21 protein-coding genes and 1 pseudogene are annotated in these 23755 nt (G+C 61.0%); 9 read left to right on the top strand and 13 right to left on the bottom strand.

The genetic code is table 11. The features are described from left to right. Positions 1–184 (bottom strand): annotated as a pseudogene (locus V7080_RS25380) (response regulator); the annotation flags it as partial. A gap of 17 nt (positions 185–201) precedes the next feature. After that, complete coding sequence (locus tag V7080_RS08220) at positions 202–573, bottom strand: sensor histidine kinase (RefSeq protein ID WP_334187908.1); 372 nt, start codon at positions 571–573, stop codon at positions 202–204. Positions 574–659: 86 nt separating this feature from the next. On the opposite strand from V7080_RS08220, the gene V7080_RS08225 reads away from it, so the two are divergent. Then, the gene (locus V7080_RS08225) at positions 660–1010 is read left to right on the top strand and encodes a DUF3147 family protein (RefSeq protein WP_334187909.1); all 351 of its coding nucleotides are present in this window, start codon (positions 660–662) and stop codon (positions 1008–1010) included. 324 nt (positions 1011–1334) lie between these two features. Here V7080_RS08225 and V7080_RS08230 read toward each other — a convergent pair whose 3' ends face one another. Both V7080_RS08230 and V7080_RS08235 read right to left on the bottom strand, forming a co-directional pair. Beyond that, entirely contained in the window at positions 1335–1760 is a 426-nt protein-coding gene (locus V7080_RS08230; RefSeq protein WP_334187910.1) for a universal stress protein, read from the bottom strand. A gap of 50 nt (positions 1761–1810) precedes the next feature. Then, entirely contained in the window at positions 1811–2866 is a 1056-nt protein-coding gene (locus tag V7080_RS08235; protein WP_334187911.1) for an NAD(P)-dependent alcohol dehydrogenase, read from the bottom strand. 729 nt (positions 2867–3595) lie between these two features. On the opposite strand from V7080_RS08235, the gene V7080_RS08240 reads away from it, so the two are divergent. From V7080_RS08240 to V7080_RS08265, 6 genes are read left to right on the top strand one after another with little or no spacing between them, the layout of a single operon-like run. Continuing rightward, positions 3596–4069, top strand: a complete 474-nt coding sequence (locus V7080_RS08240) for a beta-carotene hydroxylase (protein ID WP_334187912.1) — start codon at positions 3596–3598, stop codon at positions 4067–4069. Continuing rightward, a complete protein-coding gene (locus V7080_RS08245) occupies positions 4066–4791 on the top strand; it encodes a fatty acid desaturase (protein WP_334187913.1) in 726 nt (241 codons plus the stop codon). Before V7080_RS08240 ends, V7080_RS08245 begins: the two co-directional genes overlap by 4 nt. Further along, on the top strand, positions 4752–6068 hold the full coding sequence (locus V7080_RS08250) for a glycosyltransferase (RefSeq protein ID WP_334187914.1): 1317 nt from the start codon (positions 4752–4754) through the stop codon (positions 6066–6068). The genes V7080_RS08245 and V7080_RS08250 overlap by 40 nt, the downstream gene beginning before the upstream one ends. Beyond that, entirely contained in the window at positions 6061–7212 is a 1152-nt protein-coding gene (crtY, locus tag V7080_RS08255) for a lycopene beta-cyclase CrtY (protein ID WP_334187915.1), read from the top strand. Before V7080_RS08250 ends, crtY begins: the two co-directional genes overlap by 8 nt. Beyond that, positions 7164–8714 (top strand): phytoene desaturase, encoded by a 1551-nt coding sequence (locus V7080_RS08260; protein ID WP_334187916.1) that lies wholly within the window; start codon positions 7164–7166, stop codon positions 8712–8714. The genes crtY and V7080_RS08260 overlap by 49 nt, the downstream gene beginning before the upstream one ends. Further along, on the top strand, positions 8714–9649 hold the full coding sequence (locus tag V7080_RS08265; protein WP_334187928.1) for a phytoene/squalene synthase family protein: 936 nt from the start codon (positions 8714–8716) through the stop codon (positions 9647–9649). Before V7080_RS08260 ends, V7080_RS08265 begins: the two co-directional genes overlap by 1 nt. 105 nt (positions 9650–9754) lie before the next feature. Here the strand turns inward: V7080_RS08265 and V7080_RS08270 are convergent, their stop codons facing one another. Continuing rightward, complete coding sequence (locus V7080_RS08270) at positions 9755–10636, bottom strand: polyprenyl synthetase family protein (RefSeq protein WP_334187917.1); 882 nt, start codon at positions 10634–10636, stop codon at positions 9755–9757. A gap of 238 nt (positions 10637–10874) precedes the next feature. Between V7080_RS08270 and V7080_RS08275 the strand changes: the two genes are divergently transcribed. Further along, positions 10875–12533: a phosphoethanolamine transferase gene (locus V7080_RS08275; protein ID WP_334187918.1), complete on the top strand. Its 1659-nt coding sequence runs from the start codon at positions 10875–10877 to the stop codon at positions 12531–12533. Positions 12534–12906: 373 nt separating this feature from the next. Here V7080_RS08275 and V7080_RS08280 read toward each other — a convergent pair whose 3' ends face one another. The 4 genes from V7080_RS08280 to V7080_RS08295 form a co-directional block, all read right to left on the bottom strand. Beyond that, a complete protein-coding gene (locus V7080_RS08280; RefSeq protein ID WP_334187919.1) occupies positions 12907–13611 on the bottom strand; it encodes a glutathione S-transferase N-terminal domain-containing protein in 705 nt (234 codons plus the stop codon). A 111-nt stretch (positions 13612–13722) separates the two neighbouring features. After that, entirely contained in the window at positions 13723–14043 is a 321-nt protein-coding gene (locus V7080_RS08285) for a hypothetical protein (protein WP_334187920.1), read from the bottom strand. A gap of 260 nt (positions 14044–14303) precedes the next feature. Further along, complete coding sequence (locus V7080_RS08290; RefSeq protein WP_334187921.1) at positions 14304–15443, bottom strand: glutathione-independent formaldehyde dehydrogenase; 1140 nt, start codon at positions 15441–15443, stop codon at positions 14304–14306. Between the two features lie 267 nt (positions 15444–15710). Further along, positions 15711–16274 (bottom strand): hypothetical protein, encoded by a 564-nt coding sequence (locus V7080_RS08295; RefSeq protein ID WP_334187922.1) that lies wholly within the window; start codon positions 16272–16274, stop codon positions 15711–15713. A gap of 211 nt (positions 16275–16485) precedes the next feature. On the opposite strand from V7080_RS08295, the gene V7080_RS08300 reads away from it, so the two are divergent. Then, the gene (locus tag V7080_RS08300) at positions 16486–17268 is read left to right on the top strand and encodes an SDR family NAD(P)-dependent oxidoreductase (protein WP_334187923.1); all 783 of its coding nucleotides are present in this window, start codon (positions 16486–16488) and stop codon (positions 17266–17268) included. A gap of 93 nt (positions 17269–17361) precedes the next feature. Here the strand turns inward: V7080_RS08300 and V7080_RS08305 are convergent, their stop codons facing one another. The 4 genes from V7080_RS08305 to V7080_RS08320 form a co-directional block, all read right to left on the bottom strand. Continuing rightward, positions 17362–19578 carry a putative bifunctional diguanylate cyclase/phosphodiesterase gene (locus tag V7080_RS08305; protein ID WP_334187924.1) on the bottom strand — a complete coding sequence of 739 codons (2217 nt, stop codon included), beginning with the start codon at positions 19576–19578 and terminating at the stop codon, positions 17362–17364. Between the two features lie 12 nt (positions 19579–19590). Next, positions 19591–21720 (bottom strand): HDOD domain-containing protein, encoded by a 2130-nt coding sequence (locus tag V7080_RS08310; protein ID WP_334187925.1) that lies wholly within the window; start codon positions 21718–21720, stop codon positions 19591–19593. 362 nt (positions 21721–22082) lie between these two features. Then, on the bottom strand, positions 22083–22841 hold the full coding sequence (locus V7080_RS08315) for an SDR family oxidoreductase (RefSeq protein WP_334187926.1): 759 nt from the start codon (positions 22839–22841) through the stop codon (positions 22083–22085). A 72-nt stretch (positions 22842–22913) separates the two neighbouring features. After that, on the bottom strand, positions 22914–23755 hold an 842-nt coding region (locus tag V7080_RS08320), incomplete at its 5' end, for a hypothetical protein (protein ID WP_334187927.1).

Consider the following 23755-nt stretch of genomic DNA (forward strand, 5'->3'; position numbering starts at 1 on the left):
GCATGACGTCGCTCTCCTGTCCGTACCCGGTGAGCGCGACAATAAAGGTGTCTTTTGCCTCATCGTCTGCCCGCAATCGTCGCGCAACTTCATATCCGTCCATTTCAGGCAAACCGATATCAAGCACAATTGCCTCTGGAGCAAACGCTTTTACCAGCTTCAGACCGCTTGGGCCGTCGTATGCAGGATGTGATTGGAGCCCTAGTTGTCGTCAATGATTACCACACGGCGTCCAGAGGCTAGTTTATTGACCGATTTCGTTGGAGTTGAGAACTGCTCGGGCATACGAACCTCGGCAAGCGGGAGGCGCACAGTGAAAGTGGTTCCTGTTTCTGTACTGCTTGAAGCCGTCACAGTGCCGCCATGCATCTCGGTGATGCGCTTGACGAGTGTCAGGCCGATACCCAAACCGCCCTCGGATCTTGCCAATAAACGCGGCAACTGCGTAAATAGATCAAAAATCGATCCAAGCATTTCAGCCGGAATGCCAGAACCGTTATCCCCTACTGTGATGTTTGCAAAGCCTTCCTCAAGCGAAGTAGCGATGCTTACGTTGCCGCTGCGAGAAGGCAAGGAAATACTGTGCTGCCGGCAACCAGCCTGGTGAATAGGATGGTTAGTTTTATAACGTCGCTAAATCAACCGGACCGGAGTACATCATGGCGTGGCTCATCACAAAATATTTGATCACGGCGGCAGTCGTTGTATTGGTATCCGAACTGGCCAAGCGAAGCGATAAGTTGGGGGCGCTCATGGCGGCACTGCCGTTGGTAACCGTCATCGCCCTCATTTGGCTTCACCTGGAAAACCAGCCGGAAGCCAAAGTAGCGAACCATGCCTGGTACACGTTCTGGTACGTAATTCCAACGCTACCGATGTTTCTGGCCTTTCCGGCGCTGCTGCCACGATTGGGCTTCTGGCCGACTCTCGGTCTGTGCATTGCCATTACGGTGGCGTGCTTTGCCGTGTTTGCATTGATCGTCCGCCGCTTCGGGATTGATCTGATGTAGTTTTGCGGAACAGAACTCCTGGCATGGCTGAAAGCTTGATCGTGATCGGGAAGTAAATTTGATCTGACCAAAAACGAATCAGTCCAGTGCGATGGCAATCCAAAGGCCAAGCCAGCAGCTATTACTTTGCTCCATTCCAATAATGTCATGCCGTGGAATCAAAGACGGCCCACATTGCGGGCAAATAAATGCAGGCGATCTGCAGCGGTATGCAGGCGGCGATCGCCCACAAACATGGTGCCGTTCATAATCGGAATCACAAGCATCTCATGGACGAGATGACGACTTGGCACGCGGAACAGAGAGAAACAGTTGACGCGCCAATTAGCGCACAATCAGCACCGGCACGCTAGCCGTCGTGAGCACCTTGGTTGCAACTGAACCCATGACAAAGCTTTTGAATCCCCCATGCCCGTGGGAACCCATCACGATCAGCTCTATGCCGTTCTGCGTGACATAAGCCTGAACCTGCTCGGGGATATCACCCACCATGTAAGCAGCGTGGTACTGGATGCCCTTATCCCGCAATATTTTTTCGGCCGGCGCGAGAGCTGCCTTCGATTCGCTTTCGTAATACGCATTGATGGCGTCGGTGCCGACGATCGATCTGGCAAGGCCACCCGGCACGGGTGGATGGATATGCAAAAGATGAACGCCATCCTTTCCCTGAAAGCCATCCTGGTGCGTCGCGATATATTCGACGGCTTTTCCGGAGCAGGCGGAACCATCGACGAGAGCGAGAGTTTTCATTACAGTCCTTCGATTGATTTATCTGTATTGAGGATAGTACTACAGAGAAATCAGGGCGTAATTGCGACTTTCAATACGCCGTCACGCTGATTGGCGAACAATTCATACGCCTGCTCGATTTCGTCGAGCTTGAAACGGTGCGTGACCAGCGGTTCAAGATTGACTCGCCGTGAGGCAACGACGTTCATGAGCCGCCGCATTCGCTCCTTGCCGCCAGGGCAAAGCGTCGTAACCAGTGTATGGTCGCCCAGCCCTGCAGCAAATGCATCCAGGGGCAATTCCAGTTTGCCCGAATAGACACCCAGACTGGAAAGCGTGCCCCCCGGCTTGAGCGACCGCAGGCAGCTTTCGAATGTTTGCTGCGTGCCAAGCGCCTCGATGGACACATCGGCACCGCGCCCGCCCGTGATCTTCAATATCTCGGCGACAGGGTCGACCTGCTTGTAATCAAGCACGATATCGGCCCCCATTCGCTTTGCGGTCTCCAATCGCTCGGGGAGCGAATCGACGACGATGATCTGGCTCGCGCCCTTGAGGCGTGCACCGGCGGTCGCACAAAGGCCGATCGGACCCTGAGCAAAAATCACGACGGTATCGCCAATCCTGATGCGGCCGGCTTCCGCGCCGCCGAAGCCGGTGCTCATGATGTCGGGACACATCAGCACCTGCTCGTCAGTGAGTCCGTCCGGCACCGGACACAGATTCGCCATCGCAAACGGCACCTTCAGGTACTCTGCCTGGCAGCCGTCAATGGTATTGCCGAAGCGCCAGCCGCCCATCGCCTTCCCGCCGCATTGGGCTTGATGACCGTCCAGGCAGGAGTGGCATTGCCCGCAGGGTGTGATCGCACCGACGACGACGCGCTGACCGATCGCATATCCGGTAACGCCAGCGCCTAACTCTGCAATGACGCCCACCGGTTCATGGCCGACGATGCGGCCCGGCTCGACTGGATATTCGCCCTTGAGAATATGGACATCGGTACCGCATATCGTCGTTGTCGTGATCTTGACCAGGGCTTCGCCAGGGCCAATCGAAGGAATCGGCTTTTCATCAAGAATGATTTTTCCCGGTTCAACAAAAACGGCAGCCTTCATCGTACGCATAAGTATCTCCAATTAGGACAACCCGGCGGGATGGCACATTGCTTCATGTATGCCATTGAACATCGTGCTATTCAAGATGCAAATGCGAATCTGACACTACCGTGACGACACGGTTCGATACCGCATCCCTTCGTGCTAGGTATGTCGAATGAGGCAATCGCGTATGCGCACCGATACTTACACTTACTGTCTACCCGATCAGCGTTGTTCCAAAGTAAAGCAAGAGTGCGCAGAACTGCGATATACGAGTTTCTGCAGGGAACGCATACGTTTTTCCTTGCCAGCTAATATAAAGAAGAGATGAGGGGATGCAATTTAAGCTGTTGCGGAATCCACGATCGGTATGGTTCTTATGGGTGTCATGCGCAGGTGCATGGCATTCTTTTCCGCGCGGCTTGGATCGAGCAATCGAATCATCGGATCGACCAATGTCAGCGTTGCGAGGAAACGGAATAGAGCCGGCTATCTCATACGGCCATCATGCTTTCAGCATTATTTTTTCCCGTCAGCCGGCACCATCCATTTGCCGGGGAATCAATTCATTTGATCAGCATCATATTTGCATGAGCTGATCCTTTGTCTACGACAGAAATGCAGTATTTTAAAACCCGGCATTCCCGCAGGCGTCAACGCAGCGCCGGCAGCCGAGTTGCATGGCGGCATACGAGTATCCACTGAAAAAAGCGCCGGTCGTTCAAGCAAAACCCGGCTGAACCCACATCGCCCGGCATGAAGCTTTCCAACATATTGATCGTCGTTGCCACACTGCTCATCATGGAATTCGCCGTGACGCTCTTCCATAAGTACGTCATGCATGGCATCGGCTGGGGCTGGCATCAGTCGCATCACCTGCCGGGCAAATCCGCGCGCTGGGAAAAGAACGACCTGTACGCGGTGGTATTCGCGTCGGCAACGATCGCGCTCTTCGCGGTGGGCGGTGGTACCGACGCGCCGCTGTGGTGGGTGGCATTGGGCATCACGCTTTACGGACTGCTGTACAGCATCCTTCACGATGTGCTGATCCATCGTCGGCTGCCGGTGAAGTGGCAGCCGAAGAACCGTTATCTGCATCGCCTGAAAACCGCGCATCACCTGCATCATGCGGTGCGGACACGCGAAGGTGCCGTATCCTTCGGCTTTCTTTATACGCCGCCGGTGGATGCGTTGCGTAACGAACTGCGCGGCAGAAGGCAAGAGTCATGAGTGCCGGCAGGCAAACATGGATCGGACTATTTCTCTCGGTGGTGATCCTGGGCGCATGGATCGGCCTGCATATCTACGGCGTGTTCTTCGCCGACCTGTCGCGCCTGCTCCTGTCGCTCGGATTGATCCTGCTGCTGACCTGGTTGTCGGTCGGCATGTATATCGTTGCCCACGATGCCATGCATGGCTCGCTGTGGCCGGGCAACCGCCAGGCGGGTGACCGGATCGGCGCGCTGGCGGTTGCACTGTATGCCGGTTTTTCATTCCGCGAATTGCGGCCGAAGCATCACGCCCATCATCGCAACCCGGGATCGGCCGACGATCCCGATTTCGCGCCGGATACCCCCAGCCGGCCCCTTGCCTGGTATGGCCGCTTCCTCAAAACCTACTTCGGCAAGCGGGAGCTGATCATCATGGCAACGCGCGTCGGCGTCTACATGCTGCTCGGCGCCCGACTGGAGAACATCCTGCTCTTCTTTGCCGTGCCGGGCATCCTGTCGTCGTTCCAGCTCTTCTATTTCGGCACCTATCTTCCCCATCGCCACACCTACACGCTGGCGAAGTCGCACTTTCCCGATCACCACAATTCGCGCAGCAACCAGTTCGGTTACCTGCTGTCGCTGCTGACCTGCTTTCATTTCGGCTACCACCATGAGCATCACCTGCAACCCGGCGTGCCGTGGTGGCGCCTGCCGTCGATCCGGAAGGCGGCGTCGCCATGACCGCCGGGCAGCGTCACATTGTCCTGGCCACGACAGGTTCGCTCGGCGATCTGCACCCCTTCCTCGCCCTGGGCTGCGAGCTGCAGCGGCGCGGCCATCGCGTCACGGTCGCCACCAGCGCCCTGCATCAGCCGCACGTGGCGCAGGCCGGCCTCGGCTTTCGCCACATGCGCCCCGACCCCGAGAACACGCCCGCCTTCCATGCGAAATACATGCATCCGAAGAGCGGCGGCCAGTTCGTCTACCAAGACTATCTCGGTCCCGCCATACGCACCAGCTACAACGACCTGGCGCAGGCGACACGCGGCGCGGACCTGCTCGTCAGCCAGTCCTTGATGGCGCTCGCGGCGCCGCTGGTTGCGGCGAAGACCGGTATACGCTGGGTGTCGGCCGTGTTGCAGCCGATGTCCTTTTTCTCGGTGCACGAGCGGCCGAACTACCTGCCCGTTCCGCTGTTGCCCTGGCTGTGCGGACGCTCGCCGGAATTCCACAGCCGGGTATTTCATTACGTGAAGAAGCACACCGAGGAATGGGTGAAACCGGTCATCGACTTCCGGCAGGAACTGGGGATCGCGCGGCAGGAGCATCCGATGTACGAAGGCCAGCATTCGCCCGACTGCGTGATGGCCATGTTCTCGCCACTTCTCGGCGGTCCGCAACCGGACTGGCCGGCATCGGCGGTGCAGACCGGCACGGCGCTGTATCTCCCGGAAAACGCTTCCCTGCCCGCGGACCTGCAGGACTTCCTCGGCCGGAAATCGCGCCCGCTGGCGGTGTTCACCCTGTCGTCGGCATCGAGCAATGACGCCGGCGATTTCTACCAGCAAAGCCTGAAGGCGGCCGGGTCGCTCGGCATGCGCGCACTGCTCGTGATGGGCGGACTCGCCGCATCCGCCGCCTTCGATGCGCCGTTGCCCGACTGGGCATTCCGCATCGACTACGCCCCTTTCGAACGGATATTCCCCCATGCCGCGGTCATCGTGCATTCCGGCGGCGTGGCCACTTCCTTCAAGGCGCTGCAGTCGGGCAAGCCGCAAGTCGTCGTGCCGCATGCGCATGACCAGTTCGACAATGCAATGCGCCTGAGCCGCCTCGGCACGGCGGTCTTCGTCAGGGAACGCCGGCCCGGCCATGCCACCTTGCGCAGGGCGCTGCAAAAGGCGATGACCACCGCGGCGATGCGGGACAGGGCCGTCGCGCTGGCCGACTCCAGCCGTGCCGAGCATGGCGTGAAGCGGGCATGCGATGTGATCGAGGAGCGGCTCCATCATGCATGACCTTATCCTCGTCGGCGGCGGCCTCGCCAACAGCCTCATCGCATGGCGCCTGCGCCAGCTGCGGCCGGAACTGCGCCTGCTGCTGGTGGAGAAGGAAGCGCGGATCGGCGGCAACCACACATGGTCCTTCTATGAACGCGACCTGACGCCGGCGCAGCATGCCTGGATTGCGCCGCTGATCGTGAGGACATGGCCTGCCTACGAAGTGCGCTTTCCGGGGCATCGCCGCACGCTGGATACGAGCTGCTACAGCATCAGTTCCGAACGGCTGCATGCGGTGGTGAGCGAGGCGCTGGACGGCGCATTCCGGCTGAACGCGTCGGTCGCCGACGTCGGCAGGAACAGCGTGCGCATCGATGGCCGGCTCTACGATGCGCATGCGGTGATCGACGGCCGGGGCCATGCCGCATCCGAGCACATGCGCTATGCCTACCAGAAATTCGTCGGCCATGAAGTGGTGCTGCGTCATCCGCACGGGCAGGCTCTGCCGGTCATCATGGACGCCACCGTGGCCCAGCACGACGGCTATCGTTTTGTCTACACCCTGCCCTTCGGCGAGGACCGCATCCTGGTCGAGGACACCTACTACAGCACGACGCCGGATCTCGACCTTCCGGCCATCCGGAACAACATCCGCGCTTACATGGACAGCCGCGGCTGGCAGGGCGCCGTGGTGGAGCGGGAGGAATCGGGCGTGCTGCCGATCGCGCTGTCCGGCGACATCGAACGCTTCTGGGAAGACAAGACGGATGCGCTGCCCTGCAGCGGCATGCGCGCCGCCCTCTTTCACGCCACGACCGGCTATTCGCTGCTTTTCGCCGTGCGGCTGGCCGACGGCATCGCCTCCATGAAGACGCTGGATGCGGAGTCCGTCTACCGCCATATCCGTGATTTTTCAGTGCAGCAATGGCACGGCCAGTTGTTCATGCGCCTGCTGAACCGGATGCTTTTCTTCGCCAGCGCGCCGGCGCAGCGTTACCGGCTCCTGCAGCGATTCTACAAATTGCCGCAGCAGCTCATCGAGCGCTTCTACGCCGCGCAGCCGACGCTGTCCGATAAATGCCGCATCCTGGTCGGCAAGCCGCCGGTGCCCGTATGGGGAGCGGTGAAAGCCATGGTCAACATGGGAAAGGAACCATCATAAAAGCCAACGTCAAAAAAGCGATCGTCATCGGCAGCGGCTTCGGCGGGCTGGCGCTGGCGCTGCGGCTGCAGTCGTCCGGCATCCCGACGCTCATCCTGGAAAAGCGCGACAAGCCGGGAGGCCGCGCATATGTCTATAACGACCAGGGCTTCACCTTCGATGCCGGACCGACGGTCATCACCGATCCGACGGCGCTGGAGGAATTGTTCGCCTTGTCCGGGCATCGTCTCGACGACTATGTGCGCATGCTGCCGGTCAGTCCTTTTTACCGCCTGTGCTGGGAGGACGGCTACCGCTTCGATTATGTCAACGACCAGGCAGAGCTTGACCGGCAGATCGGCGCCAAGTCTCCCTCCGACGTGCAGGGATACCGGAAATTCCTCGACTACTCGAAAGCCGTCCTGGAGGAAGGCTATGTGAAGCTCGGGCATGTTCCCTTTCCCGATTTCCGCAGCATGATCCGCGTCGCGCCACAGCTCATCCGGCTGGAAAGCTATCGCAGCGTGTATGGCATCGTGTCGCGCTTCATCAAGGACCCGCATCTTCGCCAGGCCTTCAGTTTCCATTCGCTGCTGGTCGGCGGCAATCCATTCGAGACCTCCTCCATCTATGCACTGATCCATGCACTGGAGCGGCAGTGGGGCGTCTACTTTCCGCAGGGCGGCACCGGCGCATTGATCCAGGGCATGCTGAAGCTGTTCGGGGAGCTGGGCGGCGAGATACGGCTCAATGCCGATGTCGACGAAATCGTCGTGGAGCAAGGGCGCGTCGCGTCCGTGCGGCTGCAATCGGGCGAACAGATTCCCTGCCTGTTCTGTGCCAGCAATGCCGATGTGGTTCATACCTACGACAAGATGCTGCGCAAGAATACCCAGGCGCAGAAGAAAGCGGCGAGTCTCAAGAAGAAGCGCTTCAGCATGTCGCTGTTCGTCATCTACTTCGGATTGAAAGGCGAGCGCAGCGACCTGCAGCACCATACCGTGCTGTTCGGCCCCCGCTACCGCGAACTGCTGAAAGATATCTTTCACGGCACCAAGCTGGCCGAGGATTTTTCGCTCTATCTCCATGCCCCGACCGTCACCGACCCGTCGCTGGCGCCGCCTGGCCACAGCGCCTACTACGTGCTGGCGCCGGTCCCGCATCTCGGCAACGCCGACATCGACTGGGCCACCGAAGGGCCACGCTATCGCGACCGCATCCTCGATTACCTGGAACGGCACTATATTCCGGGACTGAAAAAGGACCTCGTTACCGCCCGCATCTTTACCCCGCATGATTTCCGCGACGAGCTGAACGCGCATGTCGGCTCGGCGTTCTCGCTGGAGCCGGTGCTGTGGCAGAGCGCCTACTTCCGCACGCACAACAAGGACCAGCAGATCAAGGGCCTGTATTTCGTCGGCGCCGGCACCCATCCCGGCGCCGGCATACCGGGGGTGGTCGGGTCGGCGAAGGCGACCGCGCGCATCATCCTCGACGAGCAACTCACCCGGAGCGCAGCGTGATGGAGAATCTTGCCTCTTACAGTGAAATGACGATCAAGCAGGGCTCGAAGAGCTTTGCAAAAGCGGCCATGCTGTTCGACAAGGACACGCGGCAAAGCGTGACGATGCTGTATGCGTGGTGCCGCTACTGCGACGACGTCATCGACGGACAGACCCTGGGCCACGGATCGCGGACCCTGGATCGCGAGGAAAAGCTCGAACGGCTCCGCCTGCTGCAGACCGAGACCGCGCGTATCGTCGACGGCCAGTCGAGCGATATACCGGCATTTGCCGCGCTGCAGCAGGTGGTGCGCAAGCACGGCATTGCGCGGCGCGATCTGTTCGACCTGCTGGACGGCTTTGCGCTGGACGCCACCGAGGCGAGGTTTTCCACGCTGAACGACACGCTGCATTACTGCTATCACGTGGCCGGCGTGGTGGGCGTGATGATGGCGCAGATCATGGGTGTGAAGGATCGCGAGGTCATGCACCGTGCGGCCGATCTCGGCATCGCCTTCCAGCTCACGAATATCGCGCGCGACGTCATCGATGACATGCGCATCGGGCGCTGCTACCTGCCGGAAGAATGGCTGGAGCGCATGCGAATTCCAAGAGAGGACATCCATCTCCCGCAACACCGGGCGGCGTTGCATGGGCTAGCCTGCGAACTCGTCGAGTTTGCAGAGCACTACTATGCGTCGGCGCGGATAGGAATGTCGCAACTGCCGTGGCGCTGCGCCTGGGCAATCGCCAGCGCCCTTCTGATCTACCGGGACATCGGCCTGCGGGTGCATTCCGCCGGCGTGGATGCATGGAACGGCCGCACGCAGATTTCCTCCGGCAGGAAGATATGGCATCTATGCCGTGGCTTCTTTGTTGCGGTGAATGCGGTGGGCCACAGAGATCGGAATAAATCCGCGGGACGTACAGGACTGTGGACCAAGGCGAGCTCCTGATACGGACTGCCTCACAAGCAGTACCCGGACTTCCTGCCGGCAAAGGCCGGTGTGCGGAAAGTTTGACCGGATCGGCTGCCGCCCTGGCGGCGCCAGGCACGCAAGTCAGACTTTTCTGAAAAACTCGCCGACGAAACTCTGCAGCACGTCGGCGTTCGGCTCTCCTTCAATGGCGATGTTGGCTGCCTGAAGATACTCGCGCACTTTTCGCTGCGCACTCGTCACCCCTATCCTGGTGACCAGGTTCGTTTCCTCTGCATCCGCATCCTTGATGTCATCCAGGAGCTGGAATGCGAGGCCGATATTGGTGGTGAAGTGCATGACCTGCTCCTGCTTTTCAGGCGCGGCATCCGCAGCCAGGCAGGCCGCTTTCGCGGCAGCGACAAACAGCACGCCGGTCTTGAGGTGATGCATATCCGAAATGGCGGCTGGACTGGTCGCCTCGATCTTCGTGTTGAGGTCGATGTACTGGCCGAGCGAGAGCCCTTGCGCGCCGACCGTATCGCACAGCAGCCTGATCAGCTTCAGCCGGAGTTCGCCCGGCAGGCTTTTATGTGAAGCGATCATGCATTGACTGTGGGTCAGCAGGGATACCGCCGCCAGGATGGTCAGGCTTTCACCGAACTTCACATGGGTCGATACGCGGTTGCGCCGCACGTTGTCGTTGTCCATGCAAGGCAGATCATCCAGGATCAGCGAAGCGGAATGAATCATCTCGATCGCACATGCCACATCGATGGTATGCGCCGGCGCACAGTCGAGGTACTTGGACACGGCCATCGTGAGCAGCGGGCGGATCCGCTTGCCTCCTGACAGTACGCTGTAACGCATCGCTTCGGAGACTGGCGAGGTTTGTCCAAGACTTAAATGATGATCAAGCTGATCGTCGATCATCAGCCGTGTCTGCGCAATCCAGTCGGTCGCAGCATAATCAAGAGCATTGATGGCCAGCATTGTCCCTCGCGTTTCGTAGTCGATGGATTTCACGGATCAGGATGATCGAAGCTTTTCAAATTGTAATGTGACTACCTCCATAAATACGCGTGCTTTGAGCCTCTTGTGTATGTCATGGACAGAGCTATTGATATATATCTAAAGAAGAACTGGATGGGTGGAAATTTTCCGCCGTAACAGCGTCTCAAGCCTCATGGCGATGCATTAAGTGCATGAACGGATTGCCGTAAATACAGGTCCCAATTGAATTAGCGAAAGCGCGCATGCAAGCATGAAAGGTGCAGAGAGGAACAAGGGAATCGTCGAGATACACTTTCGCTCGCCGATCACGTTTGCATTGTTCTTCGCCAGCCTTTTTATCGCGCTCTTCAACTACCGCTTCTGGCATGAGACGATTGCTGCCTTCTGGCAAGGCAATCTCCAGGACGCGCTGTTTCTTCTTTCGCTTGGCATATTGTTGCTGCTTTTTTACGCAACCGCACTGCTCTTGATTCCCGGAACGCGCTTGATGCTGATTGTGACCGGCCTGTTTTTTCCGGTCGGTGCGATGGCATCGTTTTCCGCCGACAGCTTCGGAATCGCCATCGACAGGGAAATGATCCGCAGCCTCGTGCATGCGAACCGGGGTGAAGCGCTGTCCATGGTCAGCCCGCGGTTGGTCTTGTACACGCTGGGCCTGGGAGTGCTGCCGCTGTTCCTCGTCGGGGGCACCCGGATGCCGGCGCTGGCCCCGCGCCAGCACCTGCGGCAGCGGGGTGCATTCCTTGCGGCGGCACTTGTTTTCGCGACGATCGCCGTAACGGCCTTTACCTCCCGATTCAATGACTTTGTATCGGAGCATAAGCATTTGCACTACTTTTCCGTTCCAGGCGCGGCGGTGCATGGCGCGGTTCAGTTTGCGGAATCGAGCATCCAGGGAATCGGGGACATCGGCGGTGCAGGTCAGGCGGGCACACCACGGCGCGTCGAGAAGCCGGCGGGCGCCAAGCCGCTGCTGGTATTCCTTGTCGTCGGCGAAACCGCCCGGCACGCGAATTTCCAGCTCGGCGGCTACGCGCGCCGCACCAATCCCAGGCTCGGCGAGATCGGTAATCTTCTTTACTTTCGCAATGTCGAATCCTGCGGCACCGCCACGGTCGTCGCCCTGCCCTGCATGTTCTCTTCGACCGGGCGCGAACGGTTCAGCGCAGCGAACGCACGAAACGAGGTGAACGCGATCGACGTCCTGGCAAGGGCCGGGATCCATATTGACTGGCGCGCGAACAATTCGGGCAGCAGGATGTTCAGCGCACGGGTCCGCCACTTCACCCTCACCGAGCGCGGGCCGGCGCATCTCTGCAATGATGAATCCTGCTTCGATGAGATCCTGCTTGAAGGACTGGAGCGGCGTATCGCCGGGCTGAATGGCGATACGCTGATCGCGTTTCACCAGATGGGGAGCCACGGACCGGCGTATTTCAAGCGCTATCCGCCGGCATTTGAAATCTTCAAACCGGCTTGCAACAGCAATGCGCTGGATTCGTGCAGCCTCGAAGAAGTCCGCAATGCATACGACAACACCATCGCTTATACGGATCACGTGCTTGCGGAAAAAATCGAGGTGCTGAAAAAAGCGTCAGATCGCTTCGATACCGCACTTATCTATGTTTCCGACCATGGCGAATCGCTGGGAGAGAAAGGGATATTCCTGCACGGCGCACCGTATCCGGTTGCCCCCGAGGAGCAGAAGCGGATTCCGCTCATGACCTGGATGTCCGACGGATATGCGCAAAGGATGAAGGTGGATCATTCATGCCTGCAGCGCCAGTTGCCGCTGCAATTCAGCCACGACAATATCTATCACACCCTGCTCGGCGCCATGGAGACGCGAAGCGATGCATACCGGAGTGGAATGGATATGCTTGCGGCCTGCCGTTCGGAGCCGCAGTAACGCACGGGACATTGACTACCCGTCGTTGCGAGTATTCGATGTTTGAGAAAAAGGCTTCCCCCGGTTTGCCGGAACAAGTCCTCGCGTTTCCCGTCCAGCGTTTCACAGACATGGCCAAAGTAACGTGGGCGGGCTTCCCGCCAAAACCAGCCGGCCAGCAACGTGCGACGCATTCCGACCAGGATGACGAAAATACCGCTGCTGCCGATGCGACAGACACCTGCTGCCTAAAACCTTGCCCCTGGCTCGAACGAATGAATCACCCTGTCCGGCCAGGCCGGCCCGCGACTAAGGCCGGCTTGTGGTCATTGAACCCCGATTCGACAACATGCTCACTGGTAGAGCGGACGTACGGCAGCGGATATGCGGCAGCCTAGTCGCGCTTCGGAATCGACAGGCCCTTTTCCACCGCGGGACGGGCGACGAACAGGTCGACCGCCCTCGTGACATGCGGGAAATCCTGTATGCCGACGAGGTCGCCCGCCGCATAGAAACCGATCAGGTTGCGCACCCAGGGAAAGGTGGCGATGTCGGCGATGGTGTAGTCGTCGCCCATGAGCCAGGTCCGGTCCGCGAGCCGCTGGTTGAGCACGCCGAGTAGCCGCTTCGACTCCGCGACGTAACGGTCGCGTGGCCGCTTGTCTACATAATCCTTGCCGGCAAACTTGTGGAAGAAGCCGAGCTGGCCGAACATCGGCCCGATGCCGCCCATCTGGAACATCAGCCACTGGATCGTCTCGTACCGTCCTGCGGCATCCTGCGGGATGAACCGGCCGGTCTTCTCGGCAAGATAGATCAGGATCGCGCCCGACTCGAACAGGGCGAGCGGCTTGCCGCCGGGTCCGTCCGGATCGAGGATGGCCGGTATCTTGTTATTGGGATTGAGCGACAGGAATTCCGGCGAGGTCTGGTCGTTCCTTTCAAAACTGACGAGGTGGGGTTCGTAAGGCAGCCCGGTCTCTTCCAGCATGATCGATACCTTGACGCCATTGGGCGTGGGAAGGGAATACAACTGCAGGCGGTCGGGATGGGTCGCGGGCCACTTTTTGGTAATGGAAAAGGAAGAAAGGTCGGGCATGCTATTCCTTGGATTAAATTGATGCGATCGAGACGCACGGTGGTGCCGTCGGGCTCCAGCCGGAGAGTTCGTTAGGTTACACGATCCGACTCAATCGCATATCCCACCATCTCAATGCTGCCGCTTTTGCTGCCACCACTGCCGCAGCGCCACCCATTTGTGCTCAAGCCAGAGCGTGAACGCGCCCACGGGTTCGCGCAGAAACGGCACGTCCTGGGCGATGAGCAGTAATCCCAGCGGGATGAATTCAAACCCGAGGACCGGCAGGAAGCCGAAGACGCCGCCGGCAATCAGCAGCAGGCCGAGCGGAATCCGGATCCAGCGTGATTCGGGTTTGCGCAACCAGCGAATGGCACGGGACACCCGATCGGGCGTTTCCCGCTCAAGGCCTTCATATGCCTGGTCCAACTTTTTGCGTCCTTCATCGCTCATGATTTACCTCCGGGTCGAAGATTTTATTGTGTCGCCGGTACACGCCGCCATGCGCACTTTGTCACAGGCAATATGGTTGTGAGCGGCAAGGCGGTGGGTGACGGCGCGGCAATCGAAGATGCGTTCTCCGCCAGTGCGTCATAAGCCATCATATCGGGCGAGGCCGAAGCGACCTGCATGCGGCACAAAGCGTGGCCTTCCGAACGCAGTGCCGGAGGCAATGCCCCTGGCGCCTGCAGTACGGTCAGGCCGGAAGAACGCTAAGCGCCGGTCTTGAGCACCACCTTGGTCCAGCCGTCCTTGCGCGCATCGAAATTTTCATAGCCTTCCTGGGCCCGGTCCAGCGGCAGCTCATGCGAAACGATGAAGGAAGGACTGGCCCTGCCGGCGGCGATCAGGTTCGCCAGCCGGCGGTTGTAGGCCTTGACGTTTGCCTGCCCGGTACCGATGCGCTGTCCCTTGGTGAAGAACGCGCCGAAGTCGAACGCGATCTGTCCCTTCTTCGCCAGTGCATCCGCGGCGCCCGGATCTTCCGGCATGAATACGCCCACCACGCCGATGCCGCCGGTCGCCTTGACCGATTGCACAAGATTGTTCATGGTGAGGTTGGGTACTTCATGGCCGGTATGGTCATGGCATTGGTAGCCTACGCATTCGCAACCGCAATCCGCTCCCTGGCCATTGGTCATGGACAGTATCTGGTCGATGCAGGAGCCGTCGGTATGATCGATCGGAATGGCGCCAATCTTCTCGGCGAGGGCAAGACGGTCCTTGTGGGTATCGACGACCATGACCTTGCTGGCGCCCTTGATCATCGCGGAATAGGCCGCCATCAGGCCGACCGGGCCGGCGCCGTACACGACGACCGAATCACCCGGCTTCATGCCGGCAAGCTCGGTGGCGTGATAACCGGTCGGAAAGATGTCCGAGAGCATGACATAGTCGTTTTCCTTTTCCTCCGCACCCGGCGGCAGTACCAGGCAATTGAAATCGGCGTATGGCACCCGCAGCAATTCCGCCTGGCCGCCGGAATAGGGGCCCATCTCGGCATAGCCGTATGCGGCGCCGGCGTTCCCCGGATTCGCTATCAGGCAGAAGCCGGTGAATCCGCGTTCGCAGTTTTCACAGAAGCCGCATGAAATGTTGAATGGAAGACAGACCCGGTCTCCCACCTTAACTCGCTCGACCGCGCTGCCGGCCTCGATGACGATACCCAGGTTTTCATGCCCGAGTATCTTCCCGGCTTCGACACTGGTCCGTCCCTCGTACATGTGCAAATCCGACCCGCATATATTGGTCGTGGTAATTTTTACGAGGACATCGGTGGGCTTTTCAATCTTGGCGTCCGGAACCTTGTTGACCGCTACATCGCGAGGGCCCTTGTACACAACTGCTTTCATGAGTTTCTTCCTTTTTCAGGGTTGCGCCAATGTGTCAGGTCGCCGACGGCGATCAGGCATTATTCTGCTTCGCCTTTCGTGGTTCACCGCGGTTGACGACTTGTTGGCGAGGTGGGACGGCACCGCTTTAAACGGCGCGTCCGGCAATATGCTTTCCGGCATGCGGATGCCGGGGCCCGAGGCGATGCAAGAGAGATGCCACTTGCAAGCGCGCCATGATCGTTTTGATCTGCGCGGCACGCCGGATTTTTCCGGCGTGAATAATCTTCATGGCGGCAGGTTCTGGCCCATTGCCCGGGAAGGCGGGAGAAACGGCAGCGGCGGAAAGGATTCATGCGAAAGCGCATCGCGATCCCGGTCGAGCGCATGGAACACATACGCCGTCACCAGGCCATACGCCGCCTGCGCAACGATCGGGATCGCCGTTTCCTCCGCGGTTTGCTCCCGTGGGCTGGGCAATATTCCCAACCTGGGAAGCGCACCGAACGACGGGAAGTTGGCCGCGTACATGATGCCCGCGAGCAGTAGCCCGTGTGCGACAGGGTCCGGGCGAAACCGGCTTTGCACGATTCCGTAGAGTGCCCCGTAGGCAAGCATCGTCGCGCCATAGATGGCGCCGGCCGCCGCCTGTTCCTGGGATGGCGTCAGCGCCATGCCCTTGCGTGCCGCCAGCGTCCTTACCACATCTGTCGTTGGGGATGGCACGCGCCGGTTCTCCGCCACCAGAGTCCGCTGCCCGGCTTCCCATAGCAACTTGATGGCGAGTCCGCCGGCGATACTGGCCACGGCACCCTTGAGTAGTACTTCCGAAAGATTGCGCTTTCCTGGCATAACCTGCTCCTTGATTGTTCCGGTGGGACGGCATCGCGGCACACGTCCTACGTGCATGGACTACGCAAAAGCAATTTCAATGCCGCGCCACCATTCCACCTTTTCTTCCCTTGCCTTCCGGCAGCACACGCCGTCCTGCAAGGAACCACGACCCTGGTGACCGCATCGAAGCGGTTGTCGTGTTCATTCATATCAGCCACCAGGAGCCTTCATGACAGAACAAAGACTTGCCAACGAAATCGCCATCGTGACCGGGGCCGATTCAGGCATCGGGCAGGCAACGGCCATCGAATTCGCGAAGGAAGGCGCGGATGTGGTGGCGGTGTACTTCCGTGACCGCGAGGGGGCCGAACGGACGGCGCAGGAAGTCGAAAAGGCTGGCCGGAAATGCGCGGTACTGCAACTCGATCAGCGCAACCCCGCCGAGGCCGAGAATCTGTTCAAGCAAGTAAGGGACTCGCTCGGCATGCCGACCATCCTGGTCAACAATGCCGGTGTCAATGCCCTGGGAAAACCGGTGAGGGACATGACCGACGACGACTGGGATATCACGCTCAGGACCAACCTGTACGGCCCCTTCTACTGCTGCCGCGAGTTCATCCGCGGCATCGAGGGAAGCGGCAGGCACGGCAGCATCATCAACATCACCAGCGTCCACCAGGAAATTCCGCGCGCGGGCGCCGCGGCTTACGATGCCTCGAAAGGCGGCCTGCGCAACCTGACGACCACGCTTGCGCTGGAGCTCGCGGAGAAGAACATCAATGTCAACAATATCGCGCCGGGCATGGTGCTCACCCCGATGAACCAGCAGGCGATGGACGACCCGGAGCAACGCAAGCGGCAGGAAAATAACATTCCGATGAAACGCGCCGCCGAGCCGGTGGAAATAGCCCATGTGGCGGTGTTCCTCGCTTCCGACAAGGCGCGGTACATCCAGGGCGCGACCATCGTGGTTGACGGCGCGCTGATGCTGTTCCAGGGACAGGGCGCATAGGCGCGGGGGCCGATGCCAGCTACGCGGTCTTCATTCCTGCTCTGCGCCGGGAGCGTACCGGCATGCGAACGCCGTCGATGAAATTCCCTCGGGTCAGATATGCACCGTGACCGGAGCAGGCCTCCGGGCTGCGGCATTGATCGCCGCATCGAACCCTGCCGCGTTGAGCGGCTTGTAGAAATGGAATCCCTGCATGGTGTCGCATCCGGCCCGCTGCAGATAACGGGCCTGGATTTCCGTTTCCACGCCCTCCGCGATGACGTTCAGGCCGATGCTGCGCGCAATCGATATCACCGCCAGCACGACGGGATAGTGTCCGTCGGCGTCGACTATATCCCTGACGAACGACTGGTCGATCTTCAGCGTCTTCACCGGGAAGCGCTGCAGGTAGGCGAGCGATGAATAACCGATGCCGAAATCGTCGATGGCGATGCCGATGCCCATGTCGGCCAGCTTGTTCAGGTGAAGCAAGGCCTGCTGCGGATTGCCGATGCAGACGTTCTCGGTGATCTCGACTTCGAGCTGCGCCGGCGCGATGCCGTACCGGGTCATCGCGTTCGCCAGCTTCTGGACCGTGTCGCCACGGTCCAGGCATTGCGGCGACAGGTTGATCGACACCCGGGAGACCGGCTTGCCGGCGGCATTCCATTTCTGCAGATCGCGGCACACCATCTGGATCATCCATGCCGACAACGGCAGCATGAGATTGTTTTCCTCGGCGAACGGCAGGAAGTCGCCGGCCGGCAATTGCCCACGCTCCGGGTGGTTCCAGCGCATCAGCGCCTCGGCGCCGACGATCTCGCCGGTACGGAAATCCACCTGCGGCTGGTAATGCAGCTCGAGCTGGTTTTCCTCGATCGCGTGGCGCAGCGTCTGCGCCAGCGTGATCTTGTAGTTGGCCGCCACCTCCATCGATTTCTCATAGAAGCCGAAGCCGTTCTTGCCCTTCGTCTTCACCTGGTACATCGCGATGTCCGCATGCCGCACCAGGTCCTCCATCGTATTGCCGTCGTCGGGATAGATGGCGATGCCGATGCTGGCGGTCAGATGCACGTCGCGCCCGTCGAGGTCGAACGGCTGCTCGAGGGACCAAAGGAACTTCTTCGCGATCCCCGCCGCATCCTTCTGCGTGCGGGTATCCGGCAGCAGCAGGGTGAATTCATCCCCGCCGACGCGGGCGAGCGTGTCGCCGCCGCGCAGCTGCTTGCGCATGCGCATCGCCACCTGCTGGAGCAACTGGTCGCCCTTGTGGTGCCCGAGTGTATCGTTGATCAGCTTGAAGCCGTCGAGATCGACGAACATCACCGCCAGCGCGCTGCCGTTGCGGTTCGCATGGATGACGGCAAGGTCGAGCCTGTCCTTGAACAGCGCGCGGTTCGGCAGGTCGGTCAGCACGTCGTGATACGCCTGGTAGGAGATGCGCTGCTCGGCGCGCTTGAGCTCGGTGATGTCGCGGGCCACGCCGAAGGTGCCGAACAGTTCCTTGCGGTTCTTTTCCTCGTCGAACGCATACAGCGCGGTTGAATTGAAGGAGATCGTCAGCACCGTGTTTTCGAAATACCGCTGCTCGGCCAGTGCGTTGCTGGACTTCAGCCGCAGCTCGACGTTGCGCGACGCCCGGTCCCCTACCCGCCGCTCCTGGAACACGTAGCGGGCCTTTTCGAGATCCTCCTCGTGCATGATCCGCGAATAGTGGGAACCCACCAGCTCCTCGCGCTCGAAGCCGAGCAGCTGCTGCGCGCGATCGTTCACATAGGTGAAGTTGCCTTCCGGATCGAGCGTATAGATGATGTCCGGCAGGCTGTCCATCAGGTAGCGGTACAGGCGCTCCGAGCATTCGAGCTGGTATTGCATTTCCCGCCGCTCGGCTTCCATCTGCCGCTTCTGCACTGCCTGCGCGACACTGTTGAGCAATTCCTCCGGGCGGAACGGCTTGCGCAGATAGTTGTACGCACCGCGCTTGATCGCACCGATGGCCGCGTCGATATCCCGTTCGCCGCTGACGACGATGACGGTGACGTCGATGCCCTTTTCGGCAATCAGGTCCATCGCCCCGTGGCCGTCGAGGCCCGGCATGCGCAGGTCGAGCAGCACGAGGTCGTATTCGGCGGAACACAACCGTTCCAGCGCCTCGAACGCGGAATGCACGACTTCGAGCCGGTAGTTGAACACCGACAGCAGCGCTTGCACGGAACGGGCCATCCGCACATCGTCATCAACGATCAGGATGCGCGGCGCGGCGGGCGCGGTCTTGACCGGTATTCCTCGCAGCGCCGTAGCCATGGCGGTTGGTGTCGGTATCTGGACCATGTGAACCTTGCTTTAACGCGCGGCAGCGCGCGGGTTGGAGGGTTGGGAGGACAGCGGAAGAAGCAGTTCGAATACGGTGCCGGTTCCGCTGTTGCAGTGGATGTGTCCTCCCATTTTCGTCACCAGGTTGTGAACGATCGACAGGCCGATCCCCTTGTGGTCGGCGCCCTTCTGCGTCCGCACCGGCGTGAACAGGCGGGCCATCACGTCGGCGGGTATGCCCGGTCCGTTGTCCTTGACGCTCAGCGATGCGAACTGGCGGTTGTCCTGGCTGGTCACGCCGTGATAGCTGATGTCGATGCGGCCCTTGCCGTCCAATGCCTCGATGGCATTCTTCAGCAGGTTGAGGAAGATCTGCTTCAGCGCGCCCTGGTCGCAGGCCACCTGCACCGTCGGCGCCATCCGGTGCAGCGCGATGCTGACGGAGGCCGGCGCAAACTCGGAGTCGCAAAGCAGGTTGACGACGTCGGTCACCGTTTCCGCGAGATCGGCCGATTTCGTCTGAGGACCGGGCTCCAGTTCGGCGAAGCTTTCCACCAGTTGGGTGACGCGGTCGATCTCTTCCTGCAGCACCCCGATTTCGGATTCCACCGATTCCTTCCGCGAGATCTTCCGGTCGAGGACCGTCAGGTAGTTGCGGATGATGGACAGCGGATTGTTAACTTCATGCACGATGGCGCGGGCGGCGGTGCGGTACTCCTCGACCGCCGCTTCCGCTTCCGGCGACTTCCTCGCGCCGGTGTGCTTCACCTTCATCAGCGCCTTGTTGGCATGTTCGCCGAAAATCCGCAGCAGTTCCGTCCTGGTCTTGAGCGCGGGAATGGCGGCTTCGTCGACGGCGGCGACCATCACGCCCGAATAGGTATGTCCCTGCGCCAGCGGAACGACGACGATGGTGCGCGTGTCCAGCAGCCGGCATAACTGGTCTTCGAAGATGCTCGTGCCGGCGGATGCGGCGGTCAGGAACATGACCTGCTTGCGCAGCAGCGCGTCGGTGATGCGTCCCTGCGGGGACAGGGGCACGCTGAATTCGGACAGCATGAGCGCGGCCGCGTCGCCGCCCGCGCTGCGCAGAAGCCGCTCGGCCTTGTCGACGGTGAACGACACAGCTTGGCGGAATCCGAAGAGGACGCAGGCCGAGCGGGTCAGCGCGTCGTACACGCTCGTCTTCTCGTCGATGGCGCCGAACGTCTGGGATAGCGCGCTTGCCAGCACCATGTCCTGCATGTGCGCGGCGATCGCGGCGCGCGCCGGTTGCGCCTGCCCTTCGGGAGCGATGAGGCGAACCGGGCTGCTTTCCACCGCCGCGATGTCGAAGCCGACGTGCTCGCTGAGCTTTCCCGATTCCGCCCGCGTGGTGCGTTCGATGGTATCGAGATGCTCGGGGCGCAATCCGCACAGCGCCGCCACCGCAATGATCCGCGCGTCATTGCGCGGTCGTGCGGCGATCTGGTCGGCGAGCGCGACAATGCGCAGCAGCGGATGGGTGGCGTGCAGCTTGGCATCGCTTTCATGGTGATAGCGGATGCTGTCGGCGATGAAGGAATCGAATTTCCATTGCTCGGCGACCCAGGCGCCCGCCTGCCCGTGCGTCATGCCCATGAACAGGGTTTCGCTTCCGGTCAGCGCGTCGTCCTCGTTGCCCAGCAGGTGGCTGGCCCGGTCCGCGGGCGCCGCCCCCAGCAGGACCAGCCGGCCGACGTCGTGCAGCAGTCCGGCAAGGTAAGCCTCCTCGGTACGGGGATAACCGAGCCGGACGGCGATCTCGCGGGCGGCCACGGCAGCCGTCAGCGAATGCGCCCAGAACGAACGCAGGTCGTAGACGGACAGGCCGGGGACATCATCGAAGGCATTCAGCACCGACTCGCTGATGACGATCGTCCGGACCATGTTCATCCCGATCGTCAGAAGCGACTGTTCCAGGCTCAGCACCGTGCGGCCGCGCCGGTACATCGGGCCGCTGGCGACATCGAGGATGCGGACGGTCATGGCCGGGTCGCGCCGGATCACGGCGGCCACTTCCGGCATGCCGGCATTGTCCTGGCGGGAGAGTTCGAGTAACTGGGCTAAGACCTGCGGAATGGCAGGAAGACGTACCTTCTTGAGGCGCTCGAGGATGGGCAGCTCATCGACGGCGTTCATGGCGATGGCGCTAGGTCGGCAGGAGGATGCCGGCACGGCAGCCGGCAGTCGCTGCCGGAATCGATGCGCCGTTGGTCGCCATTTCCCTGCCTCCCTGAAGTTATTTGATTATTGACAAGAATAATAGCATTGATATTTGACCAAGGTCACGCACTCTCGCGCCGCGGTCCCGGCACGGAGCCGCATCCCGCCTGACTTCCGGGCGGACTATATGACAGGCGGGTTACCTGCCTATGACATTTCTTCCGGACGCGGGACAGGAAAGGACGCCCGCCCTAGTCCGCTGCGGATGGCGGAACGACGACGGGGAATGGATGGGATGGGCTGGAATTGTGCGGTGCGGGAGACGACCGTTTTCGGATTTATTTCGCGGTCGCCGGCCCGGGGAATGCACGGTTCCACGTCGGGCTGATGGTGATTTCATTGACGCAGGCATGGGCCGGCATCCCGGCGACGAAGAGGATGGCGCGGCCGAGTTCTTCGGGTTGCAGCATGCGCGCCCGCTCCTCGGCGGACGGCGGCACCGGGCGTTTTTCCATGATCGGCGTCGCCACTTCGGCCGGGCAGATCACGCAGGCGCGGATGCCGTTCATGCACTCTTCCATGTTGAGGCTTTCGGTCATCGCGACGACCGCATGCTTGGCCGCGCTGTAGGCGGGTCCGGTGATGGCGGAAGTGTACTTGCCGGCCCAGGAGGAGATATTGATGATGAGGCCGTCCCGCCGCTCGCGCATAGCCGGCAGGACGGCGGCGATGCAGTAGTAGCTGCCATCGAGATTGATGCGGACGACTTCGTTCCAGCCGCTCGTCGTCTGGTCCTTCCAGTAACGGTTCGGCACGTTCAGGCCCGCGCTGTTGACGAGAATGTCGATCGCGCCGTGGCGCTGGAGGATGGTCCGGGCGACCTGCGCCACCGCATCGGAGTCAACCACATCGAGCGCCATCGCCTCGGCCTTGCCGCCGCCGGCGACAATGGCCGCGGCCTCCGTCTCGACAACGTCGGCACGCCGGCCGGACAGCACGACCGTTGCGCCGGCGGCTGCCAGCGCCTGTGCGCCCGCCAATCCAATGCCAGTGCCCGCGCCCGTGATCCAGGCAATTTTTCCTGCAAGTTCGCTCATGTCGTCTCCGTGGTCTGCAGCGCCTGCCGGCGCATGGTTATCATGGTTATGTCTTCCGGCAGGCTACCAGACTTATTGCTTCCTCGCGATGAAGCCGCCGACCACGGTGGCGCCGGTGGCGGAATTGGACAATTGCAGCGCGCCCGCGACTTCGGCCGGACCGGCGCTTGGGGTGCCCGGTGCGACGACCGGTCCGAAGTAGCGTCCGCTGAGACCGCCGGTGAGCGCGCCGCTGCTGATGACGCCGGTCATGTAGTTAGCGACGTTCTGCCCGACTGCGCCCATTGCGATGGTGGTGTTGAAGGAGATCGGCAGCGCTGCGCCGTTTTCCTCGCTACGCACGCCGAAGACCTCGACCGTCACCTGGCGCGTGGCGAAGTTCGGCGTCACCGCCGCTGTGCCGCGGAACGGCGTCGGTTCATCGGTCGCATTCGGCGCATACCAGCCATGGACGTCGCCGTTGTAGCGGACCGAACCGGTGGTCGGCACGATCGACGGATCGGATACCGCGCCGAACGCAATGACACCGCGGCGGTTCTTGTTATGCTCAAGTGCACCGGAGCCGCCGGTCCATTCGACGATCTGCACCGTGTCCTGGGTGAACCAGCTCGCCAGGTTGCCGTATTGCATGCCGCGGTTGTTGAACTCGCGATAACCCTTCGATCCCGGGAAAGGTACGCCGGGTCCGGTACCGCCGGGCACGCCGTCGCCGGCATGCATGTCGCCGTCGCCGTGCAGCCGGTATCCGAAGGTCATGTCCGGGTTGGTACCACCGCTGCGCCAGTCGCCGGCGGCGAACTGCAATCCCGGCGTCTCGGTGGTCAGGCAATTGCCGCCGCCGCAACGCGATGGTTCGGTGCGCGGGAAATAGCGGTTGTTCGCGTAGTTGGCCTGCGTGCCGGAGGGCCCGACGA

The sequence above is a fragment of the Noviherbaspirillum sp. genome (assembly GCF_036846085.1).
Classification (GTDB): Bacteria; Pseudomonadota; Gammaproteobacteria; order Burkholderiales; family Burkholderiaceae_D; genus Noviherbaspirillum.

Bases quoted from the DNA above. Each gene is read 5' to 3' on its own strand.
- V7080_RS08225 (WP_334187909.1), top strand. From the start codon at position 660: ATGGCGTGGCTCATCACAAAATATTTGATCACGGCGGCAGTCGTTGTA.
- V7080_RS08230 (WP_334187910.1), bottom strand. From the start codon at position 1,760: ATGAAAACTCTCGCTCTCGTCGATGGTTCCGCCTGCTCCGGAAAAGCC.
- V7080_RS08235 (WP_334187911.1), bottom strand. From the start codon at position 2,866: ATGCGTACGATGAAGGCTGCCGTTTTTGTTGAACCGGGAAAAATCATT.
- V7080_RS08240 (WP_334187912.1), top strand. From the start codon at position 3,596: ATGAAGCTTTCCAACATATTGATCGTCGTTGCCACACTGCTCATCATG.
- V7080_RS08245 (WP_334187913.1), top strand. From the start codon at position 4,066: ATGAGTGCCGGCAGGCAAACATGGATCGGACTATTTCTCTCGGTGGTG.
- crtY (WP_334187915.1), top strand. From the start codon at position 6,061: ATGCATGACCTTATCCTCGTCGGCGGCGGCCTCGCCAACAGCCTCATC.
- V7080_RS08260 (WP_334187916.1), top strand. From the start codon at position 7,164: ATGGGGAGCGGTGAAAGCCATGGTCAACATGGGAAAGGAACCATCATA.
- V7080_RS08265 (WP_334187928.1), top strand. From the start codon at position 8,714: ATGGAGAATCTTGCCTCTTACAGTGAAATGACGATCAAGCAGGGCTCG.
- V7080_RS08275 (WP_334187918.1), top strand. From the start codon at position 10,875: ATGAAAGGTGCAGAGAGGAACAAGGGAATCGTCGAGATACACTTTCGC.
- V7080_RS08280 (WP_334187919.1), bottom strand. From the start codon at position 13,611: ATGCCCGACCTTTCTTCCTTTTCCATTACCAAAAAGTGGCCCGCGACC.
- V7080_RS08285 (WP_334187920.1), bottom strand. From the start codon at position 14,043: ATGAGCGATGAAGGACGCAAAAAGTTGGACCAGGCATATGAAGGCCTT.
- V7080_RS08290 (WP_334187921.1), bottom strand. From the start codon at position 15,443: ATGAAAGCAGTTGTGTACAAGGGCCCTCGCGATGTAGCGGTCAACAAG.
- V7080_RS08295 (WP_334187922.1), bottom strand. From the start codon at position 16,274: ATGCCAGGAAAGCGCAATCTTTCGGAAGTACTACTCAAGGGTGCCGTG.
- V7080_RS08300 (WP_334187923.1), top strand. From the start codon at position 16,486: ATGACAGAACAAAGACTTGCCAACGAAATCGCCATCGTGACCGGGGCC.
- V7080_RS08305 (WP_334187924.1), bottom strand. From the start codon at position 19,578: ATGGTCCAGATACCGACACCAACCGCCATGGCTACGGCGCTGCGAGGA.
- V7080_RS08310 (WP_334187925.1), bottom strand. From the start codon at position 21,720: ATGAACGCCGTCGATGAGCTGCCCATCCTCGAGCGCCTCAAGAAGGTA.
- V7080_RS08315 (WP_334187926.1), bottom strand. From the start codon at position 22,841: ATGAGCGAACTTGCAGGAAAAATTGCCTGGATCACGGGCGCGGGCACT.